Annotated in this window: 22 protein-coding genes; 8 read left to right on the top strand and 14 right to left on the bottom strand. The window is 71.3% G+C overall.

The features are described from left to right. Positions 1-38: 38 nt before the first annotated feature. Complete coding sequence (locus ABEB12_RS32835) at positions 39-932, top strand: A/G-specific adenine glycosylase (RefSeq protein ID WP_345703337.1); 894 nt, start codon at positions 39-41, stop codon at positions 930-932. Positions 933-955: 23 nt separating this feature from the next. Then, positions 956-1,459 (top strand): 2'-5' RNA ligase family protein, encoded by a 504-nt coding sequence (locus ABEB12_RS32830; RefSeq protein ID WP_185063544.1) that lies wholly within the window; start codon positions 956-958, stop codon positions 1,457-1,459. On the opposite strand, the gene ABEB12_RS32825 is transcribed toward ABEB12_RS32830, so the two are convergent. Further along, positions 1,443-2,246: an alpha/beta fold hydrolase gene (locus ABEB12_RS32825; protein ID WP_345703336.1), complete on the bottom strand. Its 804-nt coding sequence runs from the start codon at positions 2,244-2,246 to the stop codon at positions 1,443-1,445. The two genes, ABEB12_RS32830 and ABEB12_RS32825, sit on opposite strands and share 17 nt — an antisense overlap. A gap of 18 nt (positions 2,247-2,264) precedes the next feature. Between ABEB12_RS32825 and ABEB12_RS32820 the strand changes: the two genes are divergently transcribed. Beyond that, a complete protein-coding gene (locus ABEB12_RS32820) occupies positions 2,265-2,594 on the top strand; it encodes an antibiotic biosynthesis monooxygenase (protein ID WP_185063543.1) in 330 nt (109 codons plus the stop codon). Next, positions 2,587-3,501, top strand: coding sequence for a Sir2 family NAD-dependent protein deacetylase (locus tag ABEB12_RS32815; RefSeq protein WP_185064591.1), 915 nt, complete (start codon positions 2,587-2,589; stop codon positions 3,499-3,501). The genes ABEB12_RS32820 and ABEB12_RS32815 overlap by 8 nt, the downstream gene beginning before the upstream one ends. Here the strand turns inward: ABEB12_RS32815 and ABEB12_RS32810 are convergent. The 4 genes from ABEB12_RS32810 to ABEB12_RS32795 form a co-directional block, all read right to left on the bottom strand. Next, the gene (locus tag ABEB12_RS32810) at positions 3,498-3,650 is read right to left on the bottom strand and encodes a hypothetical protein (RefSeq protein ID WP_185063542.1); all 153 of its coding nucleotides are present in this window, start codon (positions 3,648-3,650) and stop codon (positions 3,498-3,500) included. The two genes, ABEB12_RS32815 and ABEB12_RS32810, sit on opposite strands and share 4 nt — an antisense overlap. Positions 3,651-3,780: 130 nt before the next feature. Then, complete coding sequence (locus tag ABEB12_RS32805; protein ID WP_185063541.1) at positions 3,781-4,884, bottom strand: aKG-HExxH-type peptide beta-hydroxylase; 1,104 nt, start codon at positions 4,882-4,884, stop codon at positions 3,781-3,783. Next, entirely contained in the window at positions 4,865-5,905 is a 1,041-nt protein-coding gene (locus tag ABEB12_RS32800) for a hypothetical protein (protein ID WP_185063540.1), read from the bottom strand. Before ABEB12_RS32800 ends, ABEB12_RS32805 begins: the two co-directional genes overlap by 20 nt. Positions 5,906-5,975: 70 nt before the next feature. Further along, a complete protein-coding gene (locus ABEB12_RS32795) occupies positions 5,976-6,737 on the bottom strand; it encodes an FCD domain-containing protein (protein WP_185063539.1) in 762 nt (253 codons plus the stop codon). Positions 6,738-6,956: 219 nt separating this feature from the next. On the opposite strand from ABEB12_RS32795, the gene ABEB12_RS32790 reads away from it, so the two are divergent. From ABEB12_RS32790 to ABEB12_RS32780, 3 genes are all read left to right on the top strand, one after another. Beyond that, positions 6,957-7,145 carry a hypothetical protein gene (locus ABEB12_RS32790; RefSeq protein ID WP_185063538.1) on the top strand — a complete coding sequence of 63 codons (189 nt, stop codon included), beginning with the start codon at positions 6,957-6,959 and terminating at the stop codon, positions 7,143-7,145. A 9-nt stretch (positions 7,146-7,154) separates the two neighbouring features. Then, a complete protein-coding gene (locus tag ABEB12_RS32785; protein ID WP_185063537.1) occupies positions 7,155-7,655 on the top strand; it encodes a cupin domain-containing protein in 501 nt (166 codons plus the stop codon). Between the two features lie 72 nt (positions 7,656-7,727). Next, positions 7,728-9,332, top strand: a complete 1,605-nt coding sequence (locus tag ABEB12_RS32780; RefSeq protein ID WP_345703335.1) for a helix-turn-helix domain-containing protein — start codon at positions 7,728-7,730, stop codon at positions 9,330-9,332. A gap of 48 nt (positions 9,333-9,380) precedes the next feature. On the opposite strand, the gene ABEB12_RS32775 is transcribed toward ABEB12_RS32780, so the two are convergent. The 4 genes from ABEB12_RS32775 to lysS all read right to left on the bottom strand — a co-directional run bounded on the left by ABEB12_RS32775 (position 9,381) and on the right by lysS (position 16,220). Beyond that, a complete protein-coding gene (locus ABEB12_RS32775) occupies positions 9,381-10,871 on the bottom strand; it encodes an aldehyde dehydrogenase family protein (RefSeq protein ID WP_185063536.1) in 1,491 nt (496 codons plus the stop codon). Between the two features lie 557 nt (positions 10,872-11,428). Continuing rightward, on the bottom strand, positions 11,429-13,960 hold the full coding sequence (locus ABEB12_RS32770) for an AAA family ATPase (RefSeq protein ID WP_185063535.1): 2,532 nt from the start codon (positions 13,958-13,960) through the stop codon (positions 11,429-11,431). A 256-nt stretch (positions 13,961-14,216) separates the two neighbouring features. Then, positions 14,217-14,567, bottom strand: a complete 351-nt coding sequence (locus ABEB12_RS32765; protein ID WP_185063534.1) for an Lsr2 dimerization domain-containing protein — start codon at positions 14,565-14,567, stop codon at positions 14,217-14,219. Between the two features lie 144 nt (positions 14,568-14,711). Continuing rightward, a complete protein-coding gene (gene lysS / locus ABEB12_RS32760; protein WP_185063533.1) occupies positions 14,712-16,220 on the bottom strand; it encodes a lysine--tRNA ligase in 1,509 nt (502 codons plus the stop codon). A gap of 401 nt (positions 16,221-16,621) precedes the next feature. Here lysS and ABEB12_RS32755 point away from each other — a divergent pair, with 401 nt between their 5' ends. Continuing rightward, positions 16,622-17,386 carry a methyltransferase domain-containing protein gene (locus tag ABEB12_RS32755; protein ID WP_185063532.1) on the top strand — a complete coding sequence of 255 codons (765 nt, stop codon included), beginning with the start codon at positions 16,622-16,624 and terminating at the stop codon, positions 17,384-17,386. Here the strand turns inward: ABEB12_RS32755 and ABEB12_RS32750 are convergent. The 5 genes from ABEB12_RS32750 to ABEB12_RS32730 all read right to left on the bottom strand — a co-directional run bounded on the left by ABEB12_RS32750 (position 17,305) and on the right by ABEB12_RS32730 (position 22,263). Beyond that, entirely contained in the window at positions 17,305-18,171 is an 867-nt protein-coding gene (locus ABEB12_RS32750) for a type III pantothenate kinase (RefSeq protein WP_185063531.1), read from the bottom strand. The two genes, ABEB12_RS32755 and ABEB12_RS32750, sit on opposite strands and share 82 nt — an antisense overlap. Next, positions 18,156-18,581, bottom strand: coding sequence for an aspartate 1-decarboxylase (gene panD, locus ABEB12_RS32745; protein WP_185063530.1), 426 nt, complete (start codon positions 18,579-18,581; stop codon positions 18,156-18,158). Before panD ends, ABEB12_RS32750 begins: the two co-directional genes overlap by 16 nt. Continuing rightward, positions 18,581-19,477, bottom strand: a complete 897-nt coding sequence (panC, locus tag ABEB12_RS32740) for a pantoate--beta-alanine ligase (RefSeq protein ID WP_185063529.1) — start codon at positions 19,475-19,477, stop codon at positions 18,581-18,583. The genes panD and panC overlap by 1 nt, the downstream gene beginning before the upstream one ends. Positions 19,478-19,481: 4 nt before the next feature. Further along, on the bottom strand, positions 19,482-20,378 hold the full coding sequence (locus tag ABEB12_RS32735) for a DUF2520 domain-containing protein (RefSeq protein WP_185063528.1): 897 nt from the start codon (positions 20,376-20,378) through the stop codon (positions 19,482-19,484). Positions 20,379-20,664: 286 nt separating this feature from the next. Next, complete coding sequence (locus tag ABEB12_RS32730) at positions 20,665-22,263, bottom strand: PrsW family glutamic-type intramembrane protease (protein WP_185063527.1); 1,599 nt, start codon at positions 22,261-22,263, stop codon at positions 20,665-20,667. Between the last annotated feature and the right edge of the window lie 17 nt (positions 22,264-22,280).

Below are 22,280 nucleotides of genomic sequence, written 5' to 3'. Positions count from 1 at the left end.
ATTCGTGATCACACCCCGTGAGTCGGCACACTACGCAGGTGGTCGACCCGGATGTGCTGATCCCCTGGTTCGACGCCCATGCGCGTGATCTGCCGTGGCGTCGCCCGGACACCACGCCGTGGGGCGTGCTGGTGAGCGAGTTCATGCTGCAACAGACGCCGGTCGGCCGGGTCGCCCCGGTGTGGGCCGAGTGGCTGGCCCGGTGGCCGACCCCGTCCGCGATGGCCGCCGCGCCCCAGGCCGACGTGCTGCGCGCCTGGGGCAAGCTGGGCTATCCGCGCCGGGCGCTGCGCCTGCACGCGGCGGCCACCGAGATCGCCACCGCGCACGGCGACCGCGTGCCCAGCGAGCTGGACGAGCTGCTCGCGCTGCCCGGGGTCGGCGCGTACACCGCCCGCGCGGTGCTCGCGTTCGGCTACCACCGGCGGGCGGCGGTGGTGGACACCAACGTGCGGCGGGTCATCGCGCGCGCGGTCCACGGGGCGGGCGACGCCGGCCCGGCCCGTACCTCGGCCGACCTGGCCGACGCGGAACGGCTGCTGCCCGACGGGCCACAGAGCAGGGCCGCGCGCTACTCGGCGGCGCTGATGGAGCTGGGCGCGGTGCTGTGCACGGCCAGCCGCCCGCGCTGCGCGGGCTGCCCGGTGCACGCCGACTGCGCCTGGGTGGGCGCCGGCCGGCCCGAGTACACCGGGCCGGCCCGCCCGACGCAGCGCTACGCCGGCACCGACCGCCAGGTCCGGGGCCGGCTGCTGGACGTGTTGCGCGGGGCACCCGGCCCGGTCCCCCGGTCCGCGCTGGACGCCGCGTGGTCGGACGCCGCGCAGCGCGACCGCTGCCTGCTCTCCCTGCTCGACGACGGCCTGGTCGAGCAGCTGGACGGCACGAGCTTCGCGCTGCCCGGGGAGCGGGGCACCGAGGCGCGGACCTGACCCACCGCCCTATGCTCACCGGTGTGGCGGAGGCGCTGGACTTCTTCCTGGATGACGCCGCATCGGCGCGCGTGATGGAAATGCGCGCCAGGTTGGCGCTGGCCGGCGTTCCGGTACCGGCGCACGCACCTTCGGTGCGGTTCGCCCGGGGCGCTTCGATCCCGAAGAAGGCGCGCGGCGACCTGGCCACCGAGTTGCGCCTGCTCGTGCTCCCCGAGCTGTGGTTCGCCGTGTTCGGCACGATCCTCACCGCCGAGCCGAGGCTGGTGCTGGCCGTGGTCACGGACACCGAACTGCTCGCCGCCCACGTCAGCGTGCACGACGCGCTGGCCGGCCGGGTGCGCGAGCCGTCCAGCCGCTACCTGCCCGGTTCCTGGCTGCCGCACTGCGCGCTGAGCCGGGAGATCCCCGAGGAGACGCTGCCGGACGCGCTGCGCGAGCTGCACCCGGTAACCCCCATCCGGGCCAAGGTGGCCGGCATCGGCATCACCGACACCCGCACCGGCGAGGTCACCCGACTGCGCTGAGGAAACCGGAAACCAGCTCCCGGTAGCGCCGGGGGTCGTCGTCGTGCAGCAGGTGGCCGGTGCCGGCGACCCGCACGTGCCGCGCGGCCGGCATCGCGTGAGCCATCTCCGCCATCTGCTCGGAGGCGATCGGCGACTCCTCGGCCTCCAGCAGCAGCGCCGGACAGCGCACCCCGCGCACCGAGTCCCAGAAGTCCCGCTCGCCCCACTCGCCGGCGATCGTCGCGGCCAGCGCGTGCCCGGTGAGCAGGCGATACCCGTCCGGCCCCTCGCGGACGCACTCGGCGAGGTACTCGCCGACGCTGGGCCGGGGCCAGCCGAACGCGTCGCGCACGGCGGCGATCGAGTCGAAGGACTCCGGCATCGCCTCGAACCAGGACACCCAGGGCAGCGCGGTCAGCCCCCGGTGGTCCGGGGCCATGTCCTCGACCACCAGCGCGTGCGCGAGGTCGGGCCGCCGCGCGGCCGCCGACCAGGCGTGCAGCCCGCCCATCGAGTGGCCGACCAGCACCGATGGACCCAGCTCCAGCGCGTCCGCCACCTCGATGACGTCGGCGGTGAACCGTTCGGTGCGCCAGTCACCGGTGCCGGTCGAGTCGCCGTGGCCCCGTGCATCCAGCGCCACCACCCGGCCGTGGTCGGCCAGCCAGCGCGCGGTGCGCCACCAGGTGCTGGCCCGGCCCATCAGCCCGTGCAACAGCAGGATCGGCCGGCCCCGCCCGCCGTACTCGCGCACCGCGATGCGCGCGCCGTCGGACACCGTGACCTCGCTCCGCCTGTCCAGCACGCCCGGTAGCCTAGGCGCATGGCGGTCGTCAAGATCAATGCAATCGAGGTACCCGAGGGCTCCGGCCCCGAGCTGGAGAAGCGGTTCGCGAACCGCAAGCACGCGGTGGACAACCAGCCCGGCTTCATCTCGTTCCAGCTGCTGCGCCCCACCGGGGAGAACGAGAAGCGCTACTTCGTGGTCACCCTGTGGGAGGACGAGGCGTCCTTCGAGGCCTGGCGCACCGGCCCGGCGATCGAGGCCCACGCCGGCGAGCGCGGCCGCCCGCTGGGTTCCGGTCACGGTCACGGCAACGGCCCGGTGGCCCCCAAGGCCACACTGCTCGAGTTCGAGGTCGTGGATCTCTAGCCCGGACGAGGCCGAGCTGGTCCGCGCGGCCGAGCTGATCGCCGGCGCGGACGCGCTCCTGTTCTGCGCCGGCGCCGGAATCGGAGTGGACTCCGGGCTGCCGGACTTCCGGGGGGCCGAGGGGTTCTGGCGGGCCTACCCGCCGTACCGCCGGCTCGGCCTGGCCTTCGAGGAACTGGCCGACCCGGCGCACTTCGCCGCCGACCCGGATCTGGCCTGGGGCTTCTACGGGCACCGCATGGCGCTCTACCGGGCCACCACGCCGCACGCCGGCTTCGGCGTGCTCCGGCGCTGGGCGGCGAGCCGGCCGGCGCGCGTGTTCACCTCGAACGTGGACGGCCAGTTCCAGCGCGCCGGGTTCGCCGAGGACACCGTGCTGGAGTGCCACGGGTCGATCCACCACCTGCAGTGCCTGGCCGGCCACGGCGAACGGATCTGGCCGGCCGACGGCGTCACCGTGGACATCGACGAGGCGAGCATGCGAGCCCGCCCGCCGTTGCCCGGCTGCCCCGACTGCGGCGCGCTCGCCCGGCCCAACATCCTGATGTTCGGCGACCTGGACTGGCTGCCCGCGCGCACCGAGGAACAGGCGCGGCGGCACACCCGCTGGCTGCGCGGGTTGCGCGCGGACGGCGCCCGCCTGGTAGTGCTGGAGATCGGCGCCGGCACCGCCGTGCCGACGGTCCGCCGGCACGCCGAACTCGCCGCCGCCAGCTCCGGCGCGCTGATCCGGATCAACACCCGGGAACCCGCGGTCCGCCACGGCCGGGGCGTGGCGCTGGCCCTGCCCGCCGCCGAGGCGCTGCGCCGGCTGTCCGAGCTGGTCGAACCCGCCGGTGTTCCCGCCGGGCGCCGAACTGGGCACCCGACCCCGCCCGCCGGCTCCGCCGGCGGGGAAGTGGTTTAGTCGGTCCCGTCGGCCGGCTCGCCGGCGTCCGCCGGCGGCTCGGGCCGTACGTACACCGTGCCGTTCTCCACCGGGCGCTCCGGGGCAAACCAGGTGATGCGGTGGGCCGGCGCGCTCTGCGCCCGCTCCTTACCGGCGTCCACAGACATGTGACGCGGACCTCTCTGAACTGAGATCGACTTGAGGCTGGGAGTAAGGGCAGTATTCCGAGCCCTTGCCCCGAAAACGAGAGCGCAACGCCGGAAGGTTCGCCCAATATCCGGCTCCGCCGAGTGATCTTCAGGGACCCTCGGCCGGGCGCGGACCGGCCGGGGCCAGGTCCTCCCTCCAGAAGAACTCCAGGGCGTCGGCGTGGCGGGCGATCAGCGTTCGTCCGGCGAACCGGAGCGTCCGCATTCCCGGGTCGGACGTCGACGGCGCGGCCGGCGCGGCCGAAGGCGGGGCGTCCGGGGCGCGGCCGTCCACGGCGTCGAGCAACCGGTGGCCGTCTGGCCCGAGGTGCTCGCCGTGCGCGCGTAACCAGTCGCCCAGCTCCTCGGCCCGTTCGGCCGCGACGGGCAGCAACGACGCCCCCGGTGGTGAGTCGGACACCTCGGCGAACGCGGTCAGACAGCGGTACGCGTGCCAGGCGGCGAAGGTCTGCTCCAGCGGCCACTCGGCACCGCCGGCCCAGCTCGGAGGCATCGGCGGCGCGTCGAACTGGTTGGCCCCGAACACCGCGCGCGTGATCGCCAGGTCGAAGAACGTCTGATGGGCGCCCTCGTGCAGGAACGCCTCGGCGGCCTCCGCCGCGACCGACGGCGCCGGCAACACCACCAGGCCGGGAAACTCCCGCGCGGAGGCCGACCCGAGCCGCCCCGTGTCGTCCCGGACCATGGCGAACGCCGCGACGTGCGGCAACAGGTCGGCGGCCAGCTCCGGCACCGCCTTCAGCGCCACCTCGACGCCGTCCAGGAGCACCCGCCTGGCCTGGGCAAACCCCGCCGCACCGGCGGTGAGCAGGACCGGCGGGCCTCCCCCGGCCCGGTGCCGGCGCAGCTCGGTGCTCACCCGGGCCAGCGCCGGCGCGAGGGCCTCCTCGCCACGCTGGACCACCCGCACCGGGCCCGCCACCGGACCGGTCAGCTCGGTGAGCGGGCGCAGTTCGTCCGGCGAGAAGGCGGCGCGGCCGCTGAGCACCTCGCCCAGATGGCCGCGTGAGATCGGGTTGTCCAGCCGGTCCGTGTCGATCTCGGCGTCGACCTCCCGGTCGGCCGGGTCGGCCTCCCGGTCGAGCAGCTCGACGGCCAGCCGGTAGACGGCCCGGCGCTGCGCGACGACCTCCCCGGCCGACCCGAACCGGCCGTGCGCCCGGGCGATGAGGTCAGCGCTCGCGCAACCCACGCTTCCGCTCCACTCCGTCGAGGGAGCGCCAGACTAGCGTCACGCCGTGGCCGGTCAGCATCCAGGAGTTGAGCTCGAAACGCAGCGTGCCGACCCCCACCACCCACTCCCGCTCCACGTCCAGCCGGTACCACCCGGCCGCCGACGGCACCACCCGGTAGGCCAGCGTCTCGCCCTCCCGGGCCAGGTCGGTCAGGTCGAAGACCACGCTGCGCACGAAGCACGGGTAGGGCGCGGTCCAGGCAAAAAAGCCCCGGTTCTCGGCGTTGTTGGACGCGCGCACGGTGACGCTCTGCACGGTGTCCACCACGTGGTCGTCGTCGGCCAGCTCGTGCAGGTAGTACCGCACGATGCGCAGGTCGTGCCCGTTCTGCTCGGTGGGCAGGCGGATCACCTCGGGGAAGTCGCGGAGCCTGACCTCCTCGCCCGGGTGCGCCCGCGGCGGCACCGTGTGCAGCATCCCGTCGGTGTCCCGGTAGCTGACGCCGATCTCCATGGCCGCGCGCAGTTCGCCGACGAAGTCCTCCAGCTCGTCCTCGGTATTCAGCAGCCACAGCTCATAGAGCGGGTACAGCCGTTCCCGCATGACCGAGGCGGCGATCTCCCGGTCGTGCGTACCGAAGATCACCAACAGGTGGCTGTCCTGCACCGGGGTGAACTCGTAGGTCCAGGTGGCCTCGCTGCGGCAGGTGGTCTCGTCCAGCGAGCGCAGCAGGAAGTGCGCGTCGACCACCCGGCTGGCCATGGTGTCCCGGCCGTCCCACTCCCGCCCGGCACCGCCGAGCACGGCGAGCAGCACATCGTCGTGGACCGCCTTGTCGCCGTACAGCGGGGCCAGCACCGCCTGCAACGCGGTCCGCGGCGGCAGCGAGCGGACCACGGCCGGGCCGGAGATCTCGGCCAGCTGCGACTGCGCCCAGGCGCGCAGTCGCGCGCGGAACAGATACCCCACCAGCACCAGCAGCCCGAACAGCACCAGGATCGTGAGCAGGGCAGCGGCCACCCCCAGCCAAAGCCCCATCGCGACACCCCCCGGCGATTCGGCTGAATCTACTAGTGCCGAATTGCCAGCGCGCGTCGGAAGCGCGTCGCTAGTCGCGCCACTCCGGGTCGAGGTCGACCACGCTCTCCGTGGTGTCCAGCGGCTCCGCGCCGATCTCCGGGAGCTCGTCGTAAAGCCGCTGCAGGTGGCCGTTCATCGCCACCCGGGCGCCACCGGGGTCGTGGTTGCGCAGGTACCGCAGCACCTTGCTGTGCTCGCGTGCGGACCGCCGGCCGACCCCGGGCGCGGCGAAACTCTGGAACCGCCAGTCGGCGAGCTCGCCGATGATGCCCTGGTAGGTCCGCTCCAACGCGGTGTTGCGGGCCGCCCGGACGATCGCCTCGTGGAACGCGACGTCGGTGCGCAGCATCTCCTCCCGGTCGTCCGCCTCCTGGTGCTGTTTGTTGATCTTCGCCAGGTCCTCCAGCTCACCCTCGGTGATGCGCACCGCCGCCAGGCTGGCCGCCAGCCCCTCGAGGCCGATGCGCAACTCGAACAGGTCACTGACCTGGTAGTCGCGCGCGTCCAGCGGACCGCTCGACTCGGCCGGCGCCCGGCGCACGTACCAGCCGCGCCCGCGCCGCACCTCGAGGATCCGCATCGCCTCCAGCCGTTGCAGCGCGGTGCGCACGGAGCTGCGCGCGACTTTCAGCTTGCGGGCCAGCTCGGCCTCGTTGGGCAGCCGGCCACCGGGCTTGTACTCGCCTTCTTCCACGAGTTGTCGCAGCTTGTCGGCGATTGCCTCCGGCAGCGCCCGCCCCGGATCGATCTTCAGCTCGAAGCGCGGATCGACATCCGCCTGCTCCTGCATCGTCCTTGAACCTCTCCCGCTGTCCCGATGCGGATGGGATGCCCGCGACACTCGTCCGGCCGGCCGTGGGGCAGTGAGGTCGGCAACGCTACGAGCATTGCGGAAGTCCGTCAACCACCGTTCGGACGACTGTAGTCTGACGACCGCTCTGTGTTGACAGACTTCTGACTGCGACCGCACTATATACCTGTACGTCGGGAGCTATCGGGGAGGTCCCAGATGTCAACGTCATTCCTGGTCTGCGTGGTCGTAGCACTCGCCGCCGTGGTGTTCTGGCGAGCCACGCTGCTGATCGCCGCGGCCACGCTCATCGCCATCCTGATCACCGGCATAGACACCATCGCCGACCACATGCCGACGGCGCAGGTGTCTACCGTCGCTCACTGGTCAGACCACAGCGGAGGATAACGTCGACGGGTGACAATTCCGGAACCGAACGCGGTGTGGCGGCCGGTGGCGGAGACCGAGCGGCTGGGCCCGGTGACCGGGAACTCCACCCGGTTCGTCGCGCCCGGCGACTCGGTGCGCCGCGAGTTCGGCCTGTTCGAGATCACCATCGAACCCGGCCGGCCCGGCGCCGTACCGCACTACCACCAGGGGTTCTCCGAGTCGTTCTACGTGATCTCCGGGCGGCTGGCCGTGATGAGCGGGCGGGACTGGCGGGTCGCCGGCTCCGGCGACTTCCTGCACGTGCCGCCGCACGGCATGCACGCCTTCCGGGGCCACGGCGACGAGCCGACCCGCTTTCTCATCCTGTTCGTGCCGGGCGCCCCCAGGGAACGGTACTTCCGGGGCCTGGCCGAGCTCGGCCGGCGCCCGGAGCCGCCCACACCGGAGGAGGTGGACGCGTTCGCCCGCGAGTGCGATCAGGTCAACGTGCGTGACTGGGCCAGCAATCCGCTCGTTCACGGCGATTAGCCGGTCAAATATACGCGGATGCGAATTCAATTGAGGGTTGCCTAAGGCGCACTGACCACGCAGAATGGGTCGGTGGGCCTCCCCGGCGCTGCCCGGCCGCGACCGGCGGACCCGGTTGCGCGGGCCAGGCTGCTCGCCCGGATACGGGAGGCCATGCTCACCGGTTCGCCCGCTCCCGCGCTGGCCAGGCCGGTGGTTTCCGAGTCCTGGCGGCGGTCACTGGCCGCGCGGGTGGACCCCGAGCTGGCCGGGCCGCCGACCGTCTTCGAACGGCCCGAGCTGACCGAGTTCCGCTCCGCGCACCCGCTGGCGCAGGCCCTCCCGGTGTTGCGCGAGACCCTGGTCTCAGTGGCCGACGAGGCCAACCACATGATGATCATCACCGATGCGCGCGGGCACATCCTGTGGCGGGAGGGCCAGCACGGCGTGCTGCACCGCGCGGAGAAGATCGGCCTGGTGGAGGGCACGCGCTGGTCCGAGGACGTGATCGGCACCAACGCGATGGGCACCGCGCTGGCCGAGGGCGTCGCCGTGGCCATCCACTCGGCCGAACACCTGGTCCGCACCTATCACGCCTGGACCTGCGCGGCCTCCCCGGTGCACGACCCGGACACCGGCCGGATCATCGGCGTGGTGGACGTGACCGGGCCGATGCGCGGCTTCCACCCGTCGACCATGGCGCTGGTCAACGCGGCCGCCAAGCTGGCCGAGGGACAGCTGCGGGAGCGGATGCGGATCGGCGACGAGCGCCTGCGCGAGCGCTGGCTGCCCCGCCTGGCCGGCCCCACCCCCGCCGCACTGATCACCCCAACCGGCCGGGTCCTCGCCACCAACCCCCCGGGCTGGCTCCCCCGGCCCATATCGCGCCTCTCACCACCCCATGTCGCGGATCCTCCCGGCGCCGGAGCACAACGCTCGCCCGGGGACGAGGTGCGCATCGCGCTCCCGGACGGCCGGGACGCGATCCTGGAGCCGCTTCCCGGTGCCTACCTGTTGCGTATCCCCACGCAGAGCAAGGCGGCTGCGTTGCATTTTTCCACGCAGAGCAAAGGGGTGGCGGCGGTGCGCCGGCCGCAGGTGCTGGAGCTGCGCTTCCTGGGCGCCCAACGGCCCGTCGCGGTGCTGAACGGGCGCGATCTGGCCCTCACTCGCCGGCACGCGGACATGCTCACCCTGCTCGCCCTGCGCCCGTCCGGGGTGACGGCGGAGACGCTGGCCACCGAGGTGTACGGCGAGCGGGGCAACCCGGTGACCGCGCGCGCCGAGGTGCACCGGCTGCGCGCGAGGTTGGGCGCCGACGTGCTGCGCTCCAACCCCTACCGGCTGCACGCCGAACTGGATGCGGACTTCCTGCGCGTGCGGGAGGAGCTGCGCGGCGGCCGCCCCCGCGCGGCGGCGGCCGCTTACCCCGGTCCGCTGCGCCCCGACTCGGAGGCGCCCGCCGTGCGCGAGGAACGCGAGCTGCTCGCCGCCACGCTGCGCCGAGCCGTGCTGGACGCGGACGACCCGGAGGCGATGTGGCTGCTCGCCCAGCCCGGCACCGGCGGCGCGGGCGGCGACGGCGACGCCACCGGGGACGATGCCGAACTGATCGGCCGGCTGGCCGAACTGCTCGCCCGCACCGACCCCCGGCACGCCCCGGTGGCCGCCCGCGCCGCGCGGCTGCGCCGCCCGTGAGTGGCGAGTGACGCTATAGCGCTACTCGCCACTCACGAGACCTGAGCGTCAGCTCAGGTCGGTGATCACCGTCTTCGTCTCCAGGTAGTTGGTGAACACCGCGTGCCCCATCTCGCGGCCCCAACCGGACTCCTTGTAGCCGCCGAACGGCAGCGAGGCGTCGAACACGTTCCAGGTGTTCACCCACACCGTGCCGGCGCGCAGCCGCCGCGCGGTGCGGTACGCCTTGGACACGTCCCGGGTGAACACCCCGGCACCGAGCCCGAAGTTGCTGTTGTTCGCGGTGGGCAGGATGTCCCGCTCGGCGTTGAACGGCGCGGCCGCCACCACCGGCCCGAAGATCTCCTCGCGGACCGCCTTCATGTCCTCCCGGGTGCCGGTGAGCACGGTGGGCGCCACGAAGTACCCGCGATCCCCGACCCGGTCGCCGCCGATGATGTTGGCGCCCTCATCCCGGCCGGAGTTGATGTACCCGGTGACCCGCTCGAACTGCTCGGCGGACACCAGCGGGCCCATGTTGGTGTCCGGGTCGAGGCCGTTGCCCACCTTGATCTGGCTGGCCTGCTCGGCGACGCCCTCCACCACCTGGTCGTACACCGACTCCTCCACGTACAGCCGGGAGCCGGCCACGCAGCACTCACCCTGGTTGAAGAAGATCGCGTGCGCCGAGCCGGCGATCGCCTTGTCGATGTCCGCGTCCGCGTACACCACGTTCGGCGACTTGCCCCCCAGCTCCAGGGTCACCTTCTTCAGGTTGCCGGCCGCCGCCTTGACGATCTCACGGCCCACCTCGGTGGACCCGGTGAACGCCACCTTGTCCACGTCCCGGTGGGCGGCCAGCGCGGCTCCGGCCTCGCCGAAGCCGGTGACGATGTTCAGCACGCCCGGCGGCAGGCCGGCCTGCATGGCCAACTCACCCAGCAGCAACGCGGACAGCGGGGTCTGCTCGGCCGGCTTGAGGATCGTGGTGCACCCGGCGGCCAGTACCGGCCCGATCTTCCACGCGGCCATGAGCAGCGGGAAGTTCCACGGAATGATCTGCGCGCACACCCCGACCGGCTCCCGCAGCGTGAACGCCAGGTACTGGTCCGGGTCCCAGGCGGACACCGGCACGGTGTTGCCCTCGATCTTGGTCGCCCAGCCGGACATGTAGTGGAACAGGTCGGCGGCCAGCGGGACGTCGGCCGCCTTGGCCACCGAGTAGGGCTTCCCGTTGTCCAGCGACTCGAGCAGGGCGAAGTCGTCCAGGTGCTCCAGGATCAGGTCACCCAGCTTGTGGATGATCTTGCCGCGCTGGCCGTGCGGCATCTTCCGCCACGGCGAGCCGTCCTCGAACGCGGCCCGCGCGGCCCGTACGGCGGCGTCCACGTCGGCGGCCTCGCCGTGGGCGACGGAGGCCAGTACGTCCTCGGTCGCCGGGTTCACGGTGTCGAAGGTCCGCCCGGACGCGGAGTCCACCCACTCACCGTTGATCAGCATCTTGCGGCTGAGCGAACCGACCACCTCTTGGATGCGCGGTTCGTCGAATGCCAGGGTCATCCTCGACCTCCCGTGGGCTCTGGTGTTTCGGGCGCCACGCTATGAGGACGGGGGTTGCAACCCCGTTGCACGCACAAACCCACGTCGGGTGGGCGGTGTCGGTTTGGGTGCGGTGCCGGTCTACGACGGCTCGGACGGCGCGGCGTGGGTCGTCTGCTGTGGCTTGGGTGCGGCCCGTTGCGTTTACATTGGGCCTGGGCACAGACCGTGACCGGTTCAGCGATAGGTTGATCGCCGTCTCTGGTGGTTTAGCGTCGATTTTCGAGGCTGAACCACCACAGTCGACGATCATGCCCTCGGCGCGACGGATGGAAGCCGGCCTGGGGCCGGCCAACCGTTACTTCGTGTAGCCAAACGCGACGGGGCCGCTGCCAAGCCACGGCAGACCACCCACGCCGCGCCGTCCAAGCGCCCTCAGCCCGACCACGCACCGGACCGCCGCCACCCAGCCGGCCCCCGAACAAAACGGCCGGCCCCGGACCTTGGTGTGGTCCGGGGCCGGCCGTGTGCTGAAGTGACTGAATCAGCGTGCTGAAGTCACTGAATCAGCTGTGGGGTTACTCCTCGCCCAGCCCGGCCGGAACCGCGTCGGGCACGGACACCGCCGGCTTGGGCTCGCCCCGGAAGACGAAGCGGGCCTTGTCCTGCGCGGTGCGGGTCTTGTCCTCGGGGTCGAAGCCCTCCACGTCGATGATGACGATCTGGCCGGCCTCCACCTCGCCGAACAGGATCTTCTCGGACAGCTGGTCCTCGATCTCGCGCTGAATCGTGCGGCGGAGCGGCCGGGCGCCCAGGACCGGGTCGAAGCCCCGGCGGGCCAGCAGCTTGCGCGCGTCCGGCGTGAGCTCGATCGCCATGTCCTTGTTCTTCAGCTGGGCCTCGACCCGGCCGATCATCAGGTCCACCATGGAGACGATCTGCTCCTCGGTGAGCTGGTGGAACACGATGATGTCGTCGATCCGGTTCAGGAACTCCGGGCGGAAGTGCTTCTTCAGCTCGTCGTTGACCTTGGTCTTCATGCGCTCGTAGTTGGACGCCTCGTCGTTGCCCTGCGCGAAGCCCAGGCCCACCGCCTTGGAGATGTCCTGCGTGCCCAAGTTCGAGGTGAAGATGATCACGGTGTTCTTGAAGTCCACCGTGCGGCCCTGACCGTCGGTCAGGCGGCCGTCCTCGAGCACCTGCAGCAGCGTGTTGTACACCTCCTGGTGCGCCTTCTCGATCTCGTCGAAGAGCACCACGGAGAACGGCTTGCGGCGCACCTTCTCGGTGAGCTGGCCGCCCTCCTCGTAGCCCACGTAGCCCGGAGGAGCACCGAACAGCCGCGACGCGGTGTACCGGTCGTGGAACTCACCCATGTCGATCTGGATGAGCGCGTCGTCCTCGCCGAACAGGAAGTTGGCCAGCGCCTTGGACAGCTCGGTCTTACCCACACCGGACGGGCCGGCGAAGATGAACGAGCCGGACGGGCGCTTCGGGTCCTTCAGCCCGGCGCGGGTGCGGCGGATCGCCTGGGAGACGGCCTTGACCGCATCCTCCTGGCCGATGATCCGCTTGTGCAGCTCCTCCTCCATGCGGAGCAGACGCGTGGTCTCCTCCTCGGTGAGCTTGAACACCGGGATACCGGTCCAGTTGGCCAGCACCTCGGCGATCTGCTCGTCGTCCACCTCGGCGACGACGTCCAGGTCACCGGACTTCCACTGCTTCTCCCGCTCGGCCTTCTGGGTCAGCAGCTGCTTCTCGCTGTCCCGCAGGTGGGCGGCGCGCTCGAAGTCCTGCGCGTCGATCGCGGACTCCTTGTCCCGGCGCACGTTGGCGATCTTCTCGTCGAACTCGCGCAGGTCCGGCGGTGCGGTCATCCGGCGGATGCGCATCCGCGCGCCGGCCTCGTCGATCAGGTCGATCGCCTTGTCCGGCAGGAACCGGTCGTTGATGTACCGGTCGGCCAGGGTGGCCGCGGCGACCAGCGCCGGGTCGGTGATGGTGACCCGGTGGTGCGCCTCGTAGCGGTCCCGCAGGCCCTTGAGGATCTCGATGGTGTGCGTGACCGACGGCTCGCCCACCTGGATCGGCTGGAACCGGCGCTCGAGGGCCGGGTCCTTCTCCACGTACTTGCGGTACTCGTCCAGCGTGGTGGCGCCGATGGTCTGCAGCTCGCCCCGGGCCAGCATCGGCTTCAGGATGCTCGCCGCGTCGATCGCGCCCTCGGCGGCGCCCGCGCCGACCAGGGTGTGGATCTCGTCGATGAACAGGATGATGTCGCCCCGGGTGCGGATCTCCTTGAGCACCTTCTTCAGGCGCTCTTCGAAGTCACCCCGGTAGCGGCTGCCAGCGACCAGCGAGCCGAGGTCCAGCGTGTAGAGCTGCTTGTCCTTGAGCGTCTCCGGGACCTCGCCCTTGACCACCATCTGGGCCAGGCCCTCGACGACGGCCGTCTTGCCGACGCCGGGCTCGCCGATCAGCACCGGGTTGTTCTTGGTGCGCCGGGACAGCACCTGCATGACCCGCTCGATTTCCTTCTCCCGGCCGATCACCGGGTCGAGCTTGCCCTCCCGGGCCGACTGGGTCAGGTTGCGGCCGAACTGGTCCAGCACCAGCGAGCTGGACGGGGTGCCCTCACCCCGGCCACCGCTGGCCTCGGCCGGCTCCTTGCCCTGGTAGCCGGAGAGCAGCTGGAGCACCTGCTGGCGCACCCGGTTCAGGTCGGCGCCCAGCTTCACCAGCACCTGGGCCGCGACGCCTTCGCCCTCGCGGATCAGGCCGAGCAGGATGTGCTCGGTGCCGATGTAGTTGTGCCCGAGCTGCAGCGCCTCGCGCAGCGACAGCTCCAGGACCTTCTTCGCTCTCGGCGTGAAGGGGATGTGCCCGCTCGGTGCCTGCTGACCCTGGCCGATGATTTCCTCGACCTGCTGGCGCACGCCCTCCAGGGCGATACCCAGCGACTCCAGCGCCTTGGCGGCGACGCCTTCACCCTCGTGGATCAGGCCCAGCAGGATGTGCTCGGTGCCGATGTAGTTGTGGTTGAGCATCCTGGCCTCTTCCTGGGCCAGGACGACCACCCGCCTCGCGCGGTCGGTAAACCTCTCGAACATTCGCACTCCCCTGACTGACACTGCTGTGCAGCTGTACCCGGCGCGGGCCCATCGTGCTGGCCACACCGTAAGAACACTGTATCGGCCAAACCGCACCTACCGCTGCGTGCGCATGGTTTAAGCATGTCTCGCGGTGGCCTCGCCCCGTTCAACGCCCGGTCACCAGCATGCATTCCAGACGCCGAACGGGTGTGTCCGCTGTGCGCGAACACACCCGTTCGAGTACGTGCGTGGCTGGCTGAGCGGCGGAGGGCCGTCAGTTCTCCTGGTGGTACGCCTCCAGGACGTCGGCCGGGATGCGGCCCCGGTCGGAAACCTTCATGCCGCGCTTGCGCGCCCAGTCCCGGATGGCCTGGTTCTGCTCGCGGTCGACGGACGGCCGGCGCGCGGCCGCGGCACCCGCGGCGGCGGCGCCACCGCCGCGGCGCCGGCCACCCGGCTTGCGGGCGGCGGCGACGTAGGAGGCGAGGGCTTCACGCAGCTTGTCCGCATTGCCGGTGGACAGATCAATCTCGTAGTTCTTGCCGTCCAACCCGAACTCGACGGTCTCGTCCGCCCGGTCGCCGTCGAGGTCGTCAATGAGCGAAACTGTGACCTTCTGTGCCACTTTGGCAGCCCTCCAGTAACTTTTCCAACGATTATCCGCACTCGCCCGCCGCTGGTCTCTCTGCCTGACCTGGTCGTGGAGTCCTGGTCGCGAGAATAGCCCTAATTTCCACGCTATGTCGAGTCGGGTCGCTCTCTCGGTGCGTCATTCCGGACGGAGCAGCGGAAAAAGGATCGTCTCCCGGATACCGAGACCGGTCAGGGTCATCAGGAGCCGGTCGATCCCCATTCCCATCCCGCCGCTCGGCGGCATTCCGTATTCCAGAGCTCTAAGGAAGTCCTCATCGACCGGCATCGGTTGGTCGTCCCCCCGATGCGCCAACCGAGACTGCGCCTCCAGACGTTCCCGTTGTACCACCGGATCAACCAGCTCGGAATAGGCCGTGGCCAGCTCGACGCCGAAGACATACAGGTCCCAGGCTTCCGCGAGCCGGGGATTATCCCTATGTGCCCTGGTCAGCGGCCGAACGTCGATAGGGTAGTCCCGGACGAATGTTGGCTCGATCAAGTTATGCTCGACCAGCTTCTCAAACAGCTCCAAGGCAATCTGCCCCGCCGTGTCGCTATCGGAAATCTCCACCTCGTGCCGGGCGGCGATCCGGCGCAGCTCGCTCTCCGGGGTGTCCGGGGTTACCTCTTCACCCACCGCCTCGGAGACCGCGCCGAACAGCGTGATCTCGCGCCATTTGCCGCCGAGATCGTGTTCGCTGCCGTCCGCGTGCGTCACCACGGTGGAGCCGTACACCTCGCGCGCGCAGTCCATCACCAGGGTCTGGGTGAGCTCGGCCATCGTGTCGTAGCTGCCGTAGGCCTCGTAGGCCTCCAGCATGGCGAACTCCGGCGAGTGCGTGGAGTCGATGCCCTCGTTCCGGAAGTTCCGGTTGATCTCGAAGACCCGTTCGATGCCACCGACCACGGCGCGCTTGAGGTACAACTCGGGTGCGATCCTCAAGAACAGATCGGTGTCCAGAGCGTTCGAGTGTGTAACAAAGGGACGCGCGGTGGCGCCACCTTGCAACAACTGCAGCATCGGGGTCTCTACTTCGAGGAATCCCCGGTTATGCAGTGTGTGACGCAGCGCACGGACGGCCGTCGCCCTGTTCCGTACAGTATCCCGGGCTTGCGAACGCATCACCAGGTCGACGTATCGCTGACGCACCCGCGTCTCTTCGGACAGGTCCTTGTGGCCGACCGGCAACGGCCGAACGGACTTCGCCGCCATCGCCCATTCGTCGGCCAGCACGGACAGTTCTCCGCGCCGCGAAGTGATGACCTCACCGTGTACAAAAACGTGATCCCCGAGGTCGACCCGCGCCTTCCAGCGGGCCAACTCCTCGACCCCTACACTGGCCACGCTGAGCATTGCCTGAAGGGAAGTCCCATCGCCGGAACGGAGTTCCGCGAAGCACAGCTTCCCGGTATTGCGCAGGTTCATCACCCGGCCGGCAACACCGACCAGTTCACCGGTGGAGGTATCCGGCTCGAGCCCCTGATGCGCATCCCGGACTTCGCTCAGGGTGTGCGTGCGCGGCAACACCACGGGATAAGGGTCGATGCCATCGTCGAGCATGGCCGCGCGCTTGGCCCTGCGCACCCTGATCTGCTCGGGAAGATCCGCATCGGGAGAAGCGTCGGGCGGTACGTCATTCGTCACGCCGCACAACGGTACTGACTACTCACCAGCGCTTTTCCGCCGGCATGCCACTCGGCCCGCGATTACCCCAACGAGTCGCCCGATTTTAGGATCGGCCTGGACGGCGCGGCGTGGGCTGTCTGCCGCGGCCCGGGTGCGGCCGGGTCGCGGTCTGGTGGGCGCCCAGGTCCGCCATGATCGTGATCGTGAGCCGTGCCACTCGAGCCGTGATGTACCGACCTTGATCGCTGTCTGTGGCGGTACAGCATCGAAAATCGACGCTCTAACGCCACAGTTGACGATCACGCCCGGGAGCCGGCACCGCCACCACCCCTCGCTCGGCACCAACCCGCACCGGCGACGAGCCGCGGACCCGCGAAACCCACGCGCCCGCTCAGCGGCCCCGGCGTAGGGTCGGCTCCGTGCCGGATGATCAGTTGCAGCTGCGCCGCCGTTCCTTCGGATCCGCCGCACGGGAGTACGACGCCCACCGGCCCAGCTACCCGGACACCGCCATCGACTGGGCACTTGCGCCGCTGGGGTCGCCCGGAGGCCGGGTGCTGGACCTGGCGGCCGGCACCGGGAAGCTGACCGCCTCGCTGGTCCGCCGCCCGGGGGCCGAGGTGGTCGCGGTGGAGCCGGACGAGCAGATGCTGGCCGTGCTGCGCGAGCGGCTGCCCGAGGTGCGGGCGTTGGCCGGCAGTGCCGAGAGCATCCCGCTGCCGGACGCCTCGGTGGACGCGGTGCTGGTCGGCCAGGCGTTCCACTGGTTCGACCCGGCCCGGGCGGGCGATGAGCTGGCGCGCGTGTTGCGGCCGGGCGGTGTGCTGGCCGGGCTGTGGAACTACGAGGACGACTCGGAGGCCTGGGTGGCCGGGCTGGTCCAGGTCACCTCGCTGGACCGGCGGGTGCCCGGCGTATCGCAAGGCGGGCGGCGGCCCCGGGCGATGCTGGAGCACGAGTCGTTCGACGAGGGCGGGCGGCAGGAGTTCACGCACTCCCGGCGGCTCACGGCGGAATCCCTGGTCGCCACGCTGGGCACCCACTCCTGGGCACTGATCAGCAGCCCGGAGGAACGCGAAGAGGTGTTCGCGCGGGTGCGCGGCTACCTGGCCGGGCGGCCGGAGCTGGGCGAGGAGTTCGACATGCCGCTGCGCACCGTGACCGTGCGCATGTTGCGCAGGTAGACCAGGCGCAGCCCGAGCAGGGTGAGGTCGTCCACGTGCTCGGTGATGGTCTCCGACTCGGCGACGACCAGGGAGGCCAGCCCGCCGGTGGCGATCACGGTGACCGTGGCCGGGTCGACCTTGTACTCGGTCTCCAGCTCGACCTTGATCCGGCGGACCAGGCCGTCCACCTGGCCGGTGAAGCCGAAAAGGATCCCGGCCTGCAGGCATTCCACGGTGTTCTTGCCGATCGCCGCGCGCGGGCGGACCAGTTCCACGTTGGTCAGCGCGGCGGCCCGGGCGGCCAGCGCGTCGGCGGAGATCTCGATGCCGGGGGCGATCGCCGCGCCGAGCAGCTCGCCCTTCGGGGAGACCACGTCGATGTTGGTCGAGGTGCCGAAGTCGACCACGATCGCCGGGGTGCCGAACAGCCGGTGCGCGGCCAGCGTGTTCACCACCCGGTCCGCGCCGACCTCCTTGGGGTTGTCCACCAGGATCGGCACGCCGGTGCGCACCCGGGGACCGACGATCACCGAGTGCACCCGTTCGCGCATGCCGTCGGCGAGCTGGCGCAGCTCGCGCAGCAGCGGCGGCACGGTGGAGAGGGCGGCCACCCCGGTGATCTCGTCGGCGTGCGAGCCGACCATGCCGGTGATGGCCACCTGTAGCTCGTCGGCGGTCATCCGGGGGTCGGTGCGCATCCGCCACTGGCGCAACAGCGGCGGCCTCGGGGTCTCCTCGCTATCGCTGTCCTCATAGAGGCCCAGGGAGACCTGGGTGTTGCCTATGTCTACGCAGAGCAGCACTGCGTAGATCCGTGCAACAGGCCGGAGCCCTCGGGCGCGTGGCCGGGGTCGGTGCCCAGCTCCACCTGGCGGTTGTCCGCGTCCACGAACACCACGCGGGGCCGGTAGGTGCGCGCGGTGGCGTCGTCCATGGCGGCGTAGGAGATCAGGATGACCAGGTCACCGGGGTGCACCAGGTGCGCTGCCGCGCCGTTGATCCCGATCACCCCGGTGCCCCGCTCGCCCGGGATCACGTAGGTCTCCAGCCGCGCGCCGTTGGTGATGTCCACGATGTGCACGTGTTCGCCGGCGAGCAGGTCGGCGGCGTCCATCAGGTCCTGGTCCACGGTGACCGAGCCGACGTAGTGCAGGTCGGCCTGGGTGACCGTGGCCCGGTGGATCTTGGACTTGAGCATGTTGCGGGTGAACATCACTGGTAACTCCTGACGGGTTGTCCCAGGTTGACGCCGATGTTGTCGATCAGTCGGGTGGTGCCCAGGCGAGCGGCGACGAGCATCCGCGCCGGGCCTTGGTCCGGCGCGGGGCCCAGCTCGGGGTCGCGCAGGGCCAGGTAGTCCACGTCCAGCCCGGGTTCGGCGGAGAGCACCTCACGCGCGGCCTCCAGGGCCGCTTCCGCGCCGGCCGTGGCCGCGTGCCGGCCGGCGGTGAGTGCGGCGGACAGCGCCACCGCCCGGCGCCGCTGCTCCGCGTCCAGGTAGACGTTGCGCGAGGAAAGGGCCAGCCCGTCCCGCTCGCGCACGGTGGGCACGCCGATCACGTCCACACCCAGGTTCAGCTCGCGGGCCATCCGGCGCACCAGCACCAACTGCTGGTAGTCCTTCTCGCCGAAGTAGGCCAGCCGCGGCGCGACGATGCCGAACAGCTTGGTCACCACGGTCAGCACGCCGTCGAAGTGGCCGGCCCGGTGCGCGCCCTCCAGCTGCCCGCCCAACGGGCCGGGGTGCACGCTGATCTGCTGGTTCTCGCCGTACATGGCGTCCACGGTGGGCGCGAAGACCAGTTCAACGCCCTCCCGGCGGCAGATCTCCAGGTCCGCCTCCATGGTGCGCGGGTAGCGCGCCAGATCCTCGTTCGGGCCGAACTGCAGCGGGTTCACGAAGATCGACACTGCGGTCACGGTGGCCCCCGGCGCGCGCCGGGCGTGTCTGATCAGCTCCACGTGGCCGGCGTGCAGCGCGCCCATGGTGGGTACCAGCGCGACGCCGCGCCCGGCGGCCCGCAGCGTGCCGGTGACCTTGCTCAGCCGCGCCGGGTCGTCGTGCACGGTGAGCTGGCCGGCGGTGAAATCCCTGGTCGCGGTCGGCATCGCTCTAGTGCTCCTTCAGCGCGGCAAGAACGTCGGCGGCGGCGTGCTCGTCCAGCAGCCCGGCACCGGCGGCCCGGTGGGCGGTGCGCTCGGCCAGGGTGCGGTAGCTGTCGATCAGCTCGGGGGCGTGCCGGGACAGCTCGCCGAGGTGTTTGCGCACCGTACCGACGTCGCCCCGGGCCACCGGCCCGGTGAGCGCGCGGTCGCCGTGCCGCAGCACGTTGTCCAGCGCGGCGGACAGCAGCGGCGCGACCAGCCGCTCGGCCGGCTCCACGCCGGCCTGGCGCAGCGTCTGCACCGCGTCGGCGACCAGCGTGGCCAGGTGGTTCGCCCCGTGCGCGATCGCCGCGTGGTAGAGCGGCCGGACGCGCTCGGCCACTCGGACCGGCTCCGCGCCCATCTCCACGACCAGCGCCTCGCCCACGCTCCAGGCCGCCTCGTCCGCCTCCTCGGCGGTGACCCCGACCGAGCAGGAGGCCAGCCGCTGCACGTCCTCGGCGCGGCCGGTGAAGGTCATCACCGGATGTAGCGCCAGCGGCAGTACGCGGTGCCGGGCCGCCGGTTCCAGCACGCCGACGCCGTACGCGCCCGAGGTGTGCACCACGATCTGCCCCGGCCGGAAGCAGTCGGCCGAGGCCAGCCCGGTGACCAGCCCGGGCAGCACGTCGTCCGGCACCGCGAGCACGACCAGGTCGGCCTGGCGGGCCACCTCGTCCGGCGGCCGCAGCGGCACGTCGGGCAGCAGCGCCTCGGCCCGCTTGACCGAAGCCCGGGAGACACCCGAGGTGGCGATGATCTGGTGGCCGGCGGCGGCCAGCGCGGCGCCGAGGACCGAACCCACCCGGCCGGCGGAAACCACTCCCACGCCAAGGCGCGCTGCGCGCTCGGAAGCGTGCGTCATTGCGTACTCCCTGCTCGTTCCAGTCCCACTCGCTCGGTGGGTACCAGACGGTGGCCGACCGTGCCCGGCCGGCGACCGAAACGGTAGAGCGGCCGCTCACCCGCCCGCCACAGCAGGTGACCGGCTTCACCCGCCCTCGTCACACACGTCACAAGAGAGCTTGGGGCTACGGAAACCGCGGTTGCCGCTTCCGGCATGGGTAACGCCGTTTTGATGCCGGAAGCGGCAACCGTGCTTTGAGGGGCGACCACCTTGCTGGTGCGAAAGTTTTCGCTAGTGACTGAAGTTACTGATTTGACGAGGGTGGGCTGGCCGGCCGATGGCCAGGGCCGCTCCCGGAGAACGGTGGCGTCCCCGGACCTGGCGGCGGCTGGGCCGCGCCCGGCGGCTGGGCCGCATCCGACGGCTGGGTCGAACCCGGAGCGGGCCGGTGACCCGGCCCTCCGCCTGGCTGGGCCGCGCCCGGACCGGGTGAGCGGTCCTGACCTGGCGGCCGTCCGGCCGGGAACGACGGTCCGGGTGGATGCGGCGGGCCGGTCCGCGGACCGGGCGGATACGGCGAGCCGGCCAGCGGGCCAGGTGTGCGCGGCGCGCCGGCCCTCGGAACGCCCGGATACGGCGGGCCGGTCGGGCGGGGTGGGACGTAACCCGGCGGGGGCGGGGGTGGTGGCGCCCAGCCGGGCGGCGGCAGGCGACGCCCCCAGGCGGCGTGCAGGGCGTCCGGCTGGCCGACCGCCTTGGCCCGGCTGGCCAGCACGTCGGCCAACACCTCGTCGTGCCACTCCCGGGCGTCCGGGCCGAGCGAACCGCGGGCCATCCGGTGCCGCAGGATGGCCAGTTCGGTGACCGCCGCCTGATACTCGCGCACGGCCCCCGCCACGGTTTCCCCGGACCGCCGGCGAACCGCGCGCAACCAGCCGCGCCGCCCGGCCAGACTCTGCAGCAGCCGCACCTCGCTCTGGGCGATCCAGCCGGCGGCGGCGAACCCGGGCAGCTCGGCGGCGATGATCCGCTGCTCGCGTCGCCGCAGGTAGAGCACCAGTCCCACGACGAACACGAACACCGGGAACATGATCAGCGCGTACACCACGACCAGCGCCTCGCCGTCGGCGAACGACGCCGACGCGTTCCAGCAGGCGTGCAGGAACACCGCCGCCAGGTAGCCGACCACCGGCAGCGCGATCCGGCCGAATACCGACCGCAGGTTCGTCGCCACGCCCAGCGCGATGCCCAGCATCGAGGTGAACAGCGGGTGCGCGAACGGTGAGATCACCCCGCGCATCACCAGGGTGGCCAGCAGCAGCCCGCTCTGCCCGGCGTCCACCCCGGACCCGAAGGCCTGGCCCAGGTAGAGCACGTTCTCGGTGAACGCGAATCCAGCGCCGACCACGCCGGCGTACACCACGCCGTCCAGCACGCCGTCGAACTCCCGGCGGCGGAACATCAACAGGCCGATCAGGAACGCGCCCTTGAAGAACTCCTCCACCCAGGGCGCGATGAATACCGCTCCGATGCCCGCGCTGGCGTCGCCGAGCAGCACCATGGTCGCCCACTCGGCGCTGCTGTTCAGGATCAGCGCCGCCAGCGTGGCGAAACACGCCCCCCACAGGAACGCCACCAGCAGCAACCGGGGTGGCTCCGGCTCCCACCGGTCCATCCACAGGAACGCCCAGACCACCGGCCCGACCGGCAGCAGCGCCCCCAGGGTGCCGACCACGACCCCGGCCGGCCCCATCTCGCGCACCATGAAGCCGAACACCATGAGCCCGCAGATGCCCAGCACGACGATGCCCAGCACGGTGGCCAACACGCCGCGCCGCTCGCGGCGCACGCGATGCCGGTACTGCAGCGTGGCGCCGCCCGGGTCGTTAGATGGATACGACATTGCCGAGCAGCGTAGCG

The sequence above is a fragment of the Actinospineispora eucalypti genome, from assembly GCF_039543365.1.
Classification (GTDB): Bacteria; Actinomycetota; Actinomycetes; order Mycobacteriales; family Pseudonocardiaceae; genus Pseudonocardia; species Pseudonocardia eucalypti.
This window is presented reverse-complemented; position numbering and strand designations above follow the sequence as displayed.

Excerpts from the sequence above, each read along its gene's own strand:
- ABEB12_RS32820 (WP_185063543.1), top strand. The coding sequence starts at position 2,265 with ATGGCGGTCGTCAAGATCAATGCAATCGAGGTACCCGAGGGCTCCGGC.
- ABEB12_RS32810 (WP_185063542.1), bottom strand. The coding sequence starts at position 3,650 with ATGTCTGTGGACGCCGGTAAGGAGCGGGCGCAGAGCGCGCCGGCCCAC.
- ABEB12_RS32800 (WP_185063540.1), bottom strand. The coding sequence starts at position 5,905 with ATGGGGCTTTGGCTGGGGGTGGCCGCTGCCCTGCTCACGATCCTGGTG.
- ABEB12_RS32795 (WP_185063539.1), bottom strand. The coding sequence starts at position 6,737 with ATGCAGGAGCAGGCGGATGTCGATCCGCGCTTCGAGCTGAAGATCGAT.
- ABEB12_RS32790 (WP_185063538.1), top strand. The coding sequence starts at position 6,957 with ATGTCAACGTCATTCCTGGTCTGCGTGGTCGTAGCACTCGCCGCCGTG.
- ABEB12_RS32775 (WP_185063536.1), bottom strand. The coding sequence starts at position 10,871 with ATGACCCTGGCATTCGACGAACCGCGCATCCAAGAGGTGGTCGGTTCG.
- ABEB12_RS32770 (WP_185063535.1), bottom strand. The coding sequence starts at position 13,960 with ATGTTCGAGAGGTTTACCGACCGCGCGAGGCGGGTGGTCGTCCTGGCC.
- panD (WP_185063530.1), bottom strand. The coding sequence starts at position 18,581 with ATGTTCACCCGCAACATGCTCAAGTCCAAGATCCACCGGGCCACGGTC.
- panC (WP_185063529.1), bottom strand. The coding sequence starts at position 19,477 with ATGCCGACCGCGACCAGGGATTTCACCGCCGGCCAGCTCACCGTGCAC.
- ABEB12_RS32735 (WP_185063528.1), bottom strand. The coding sequence starts at position 20,378 with ATGACGCACGCTTCCGAGCGCGCAGCGCGCCTTGGCGTGGGAGTGGTT.
- ABEB12_RS32730 (WP_185063527.1), bottom strand. The coding sequence starts at position 22,263 with ATGTCGTATCCATCTAACGACCCGGGCGGCGCCACGCTGCAGTACCGG.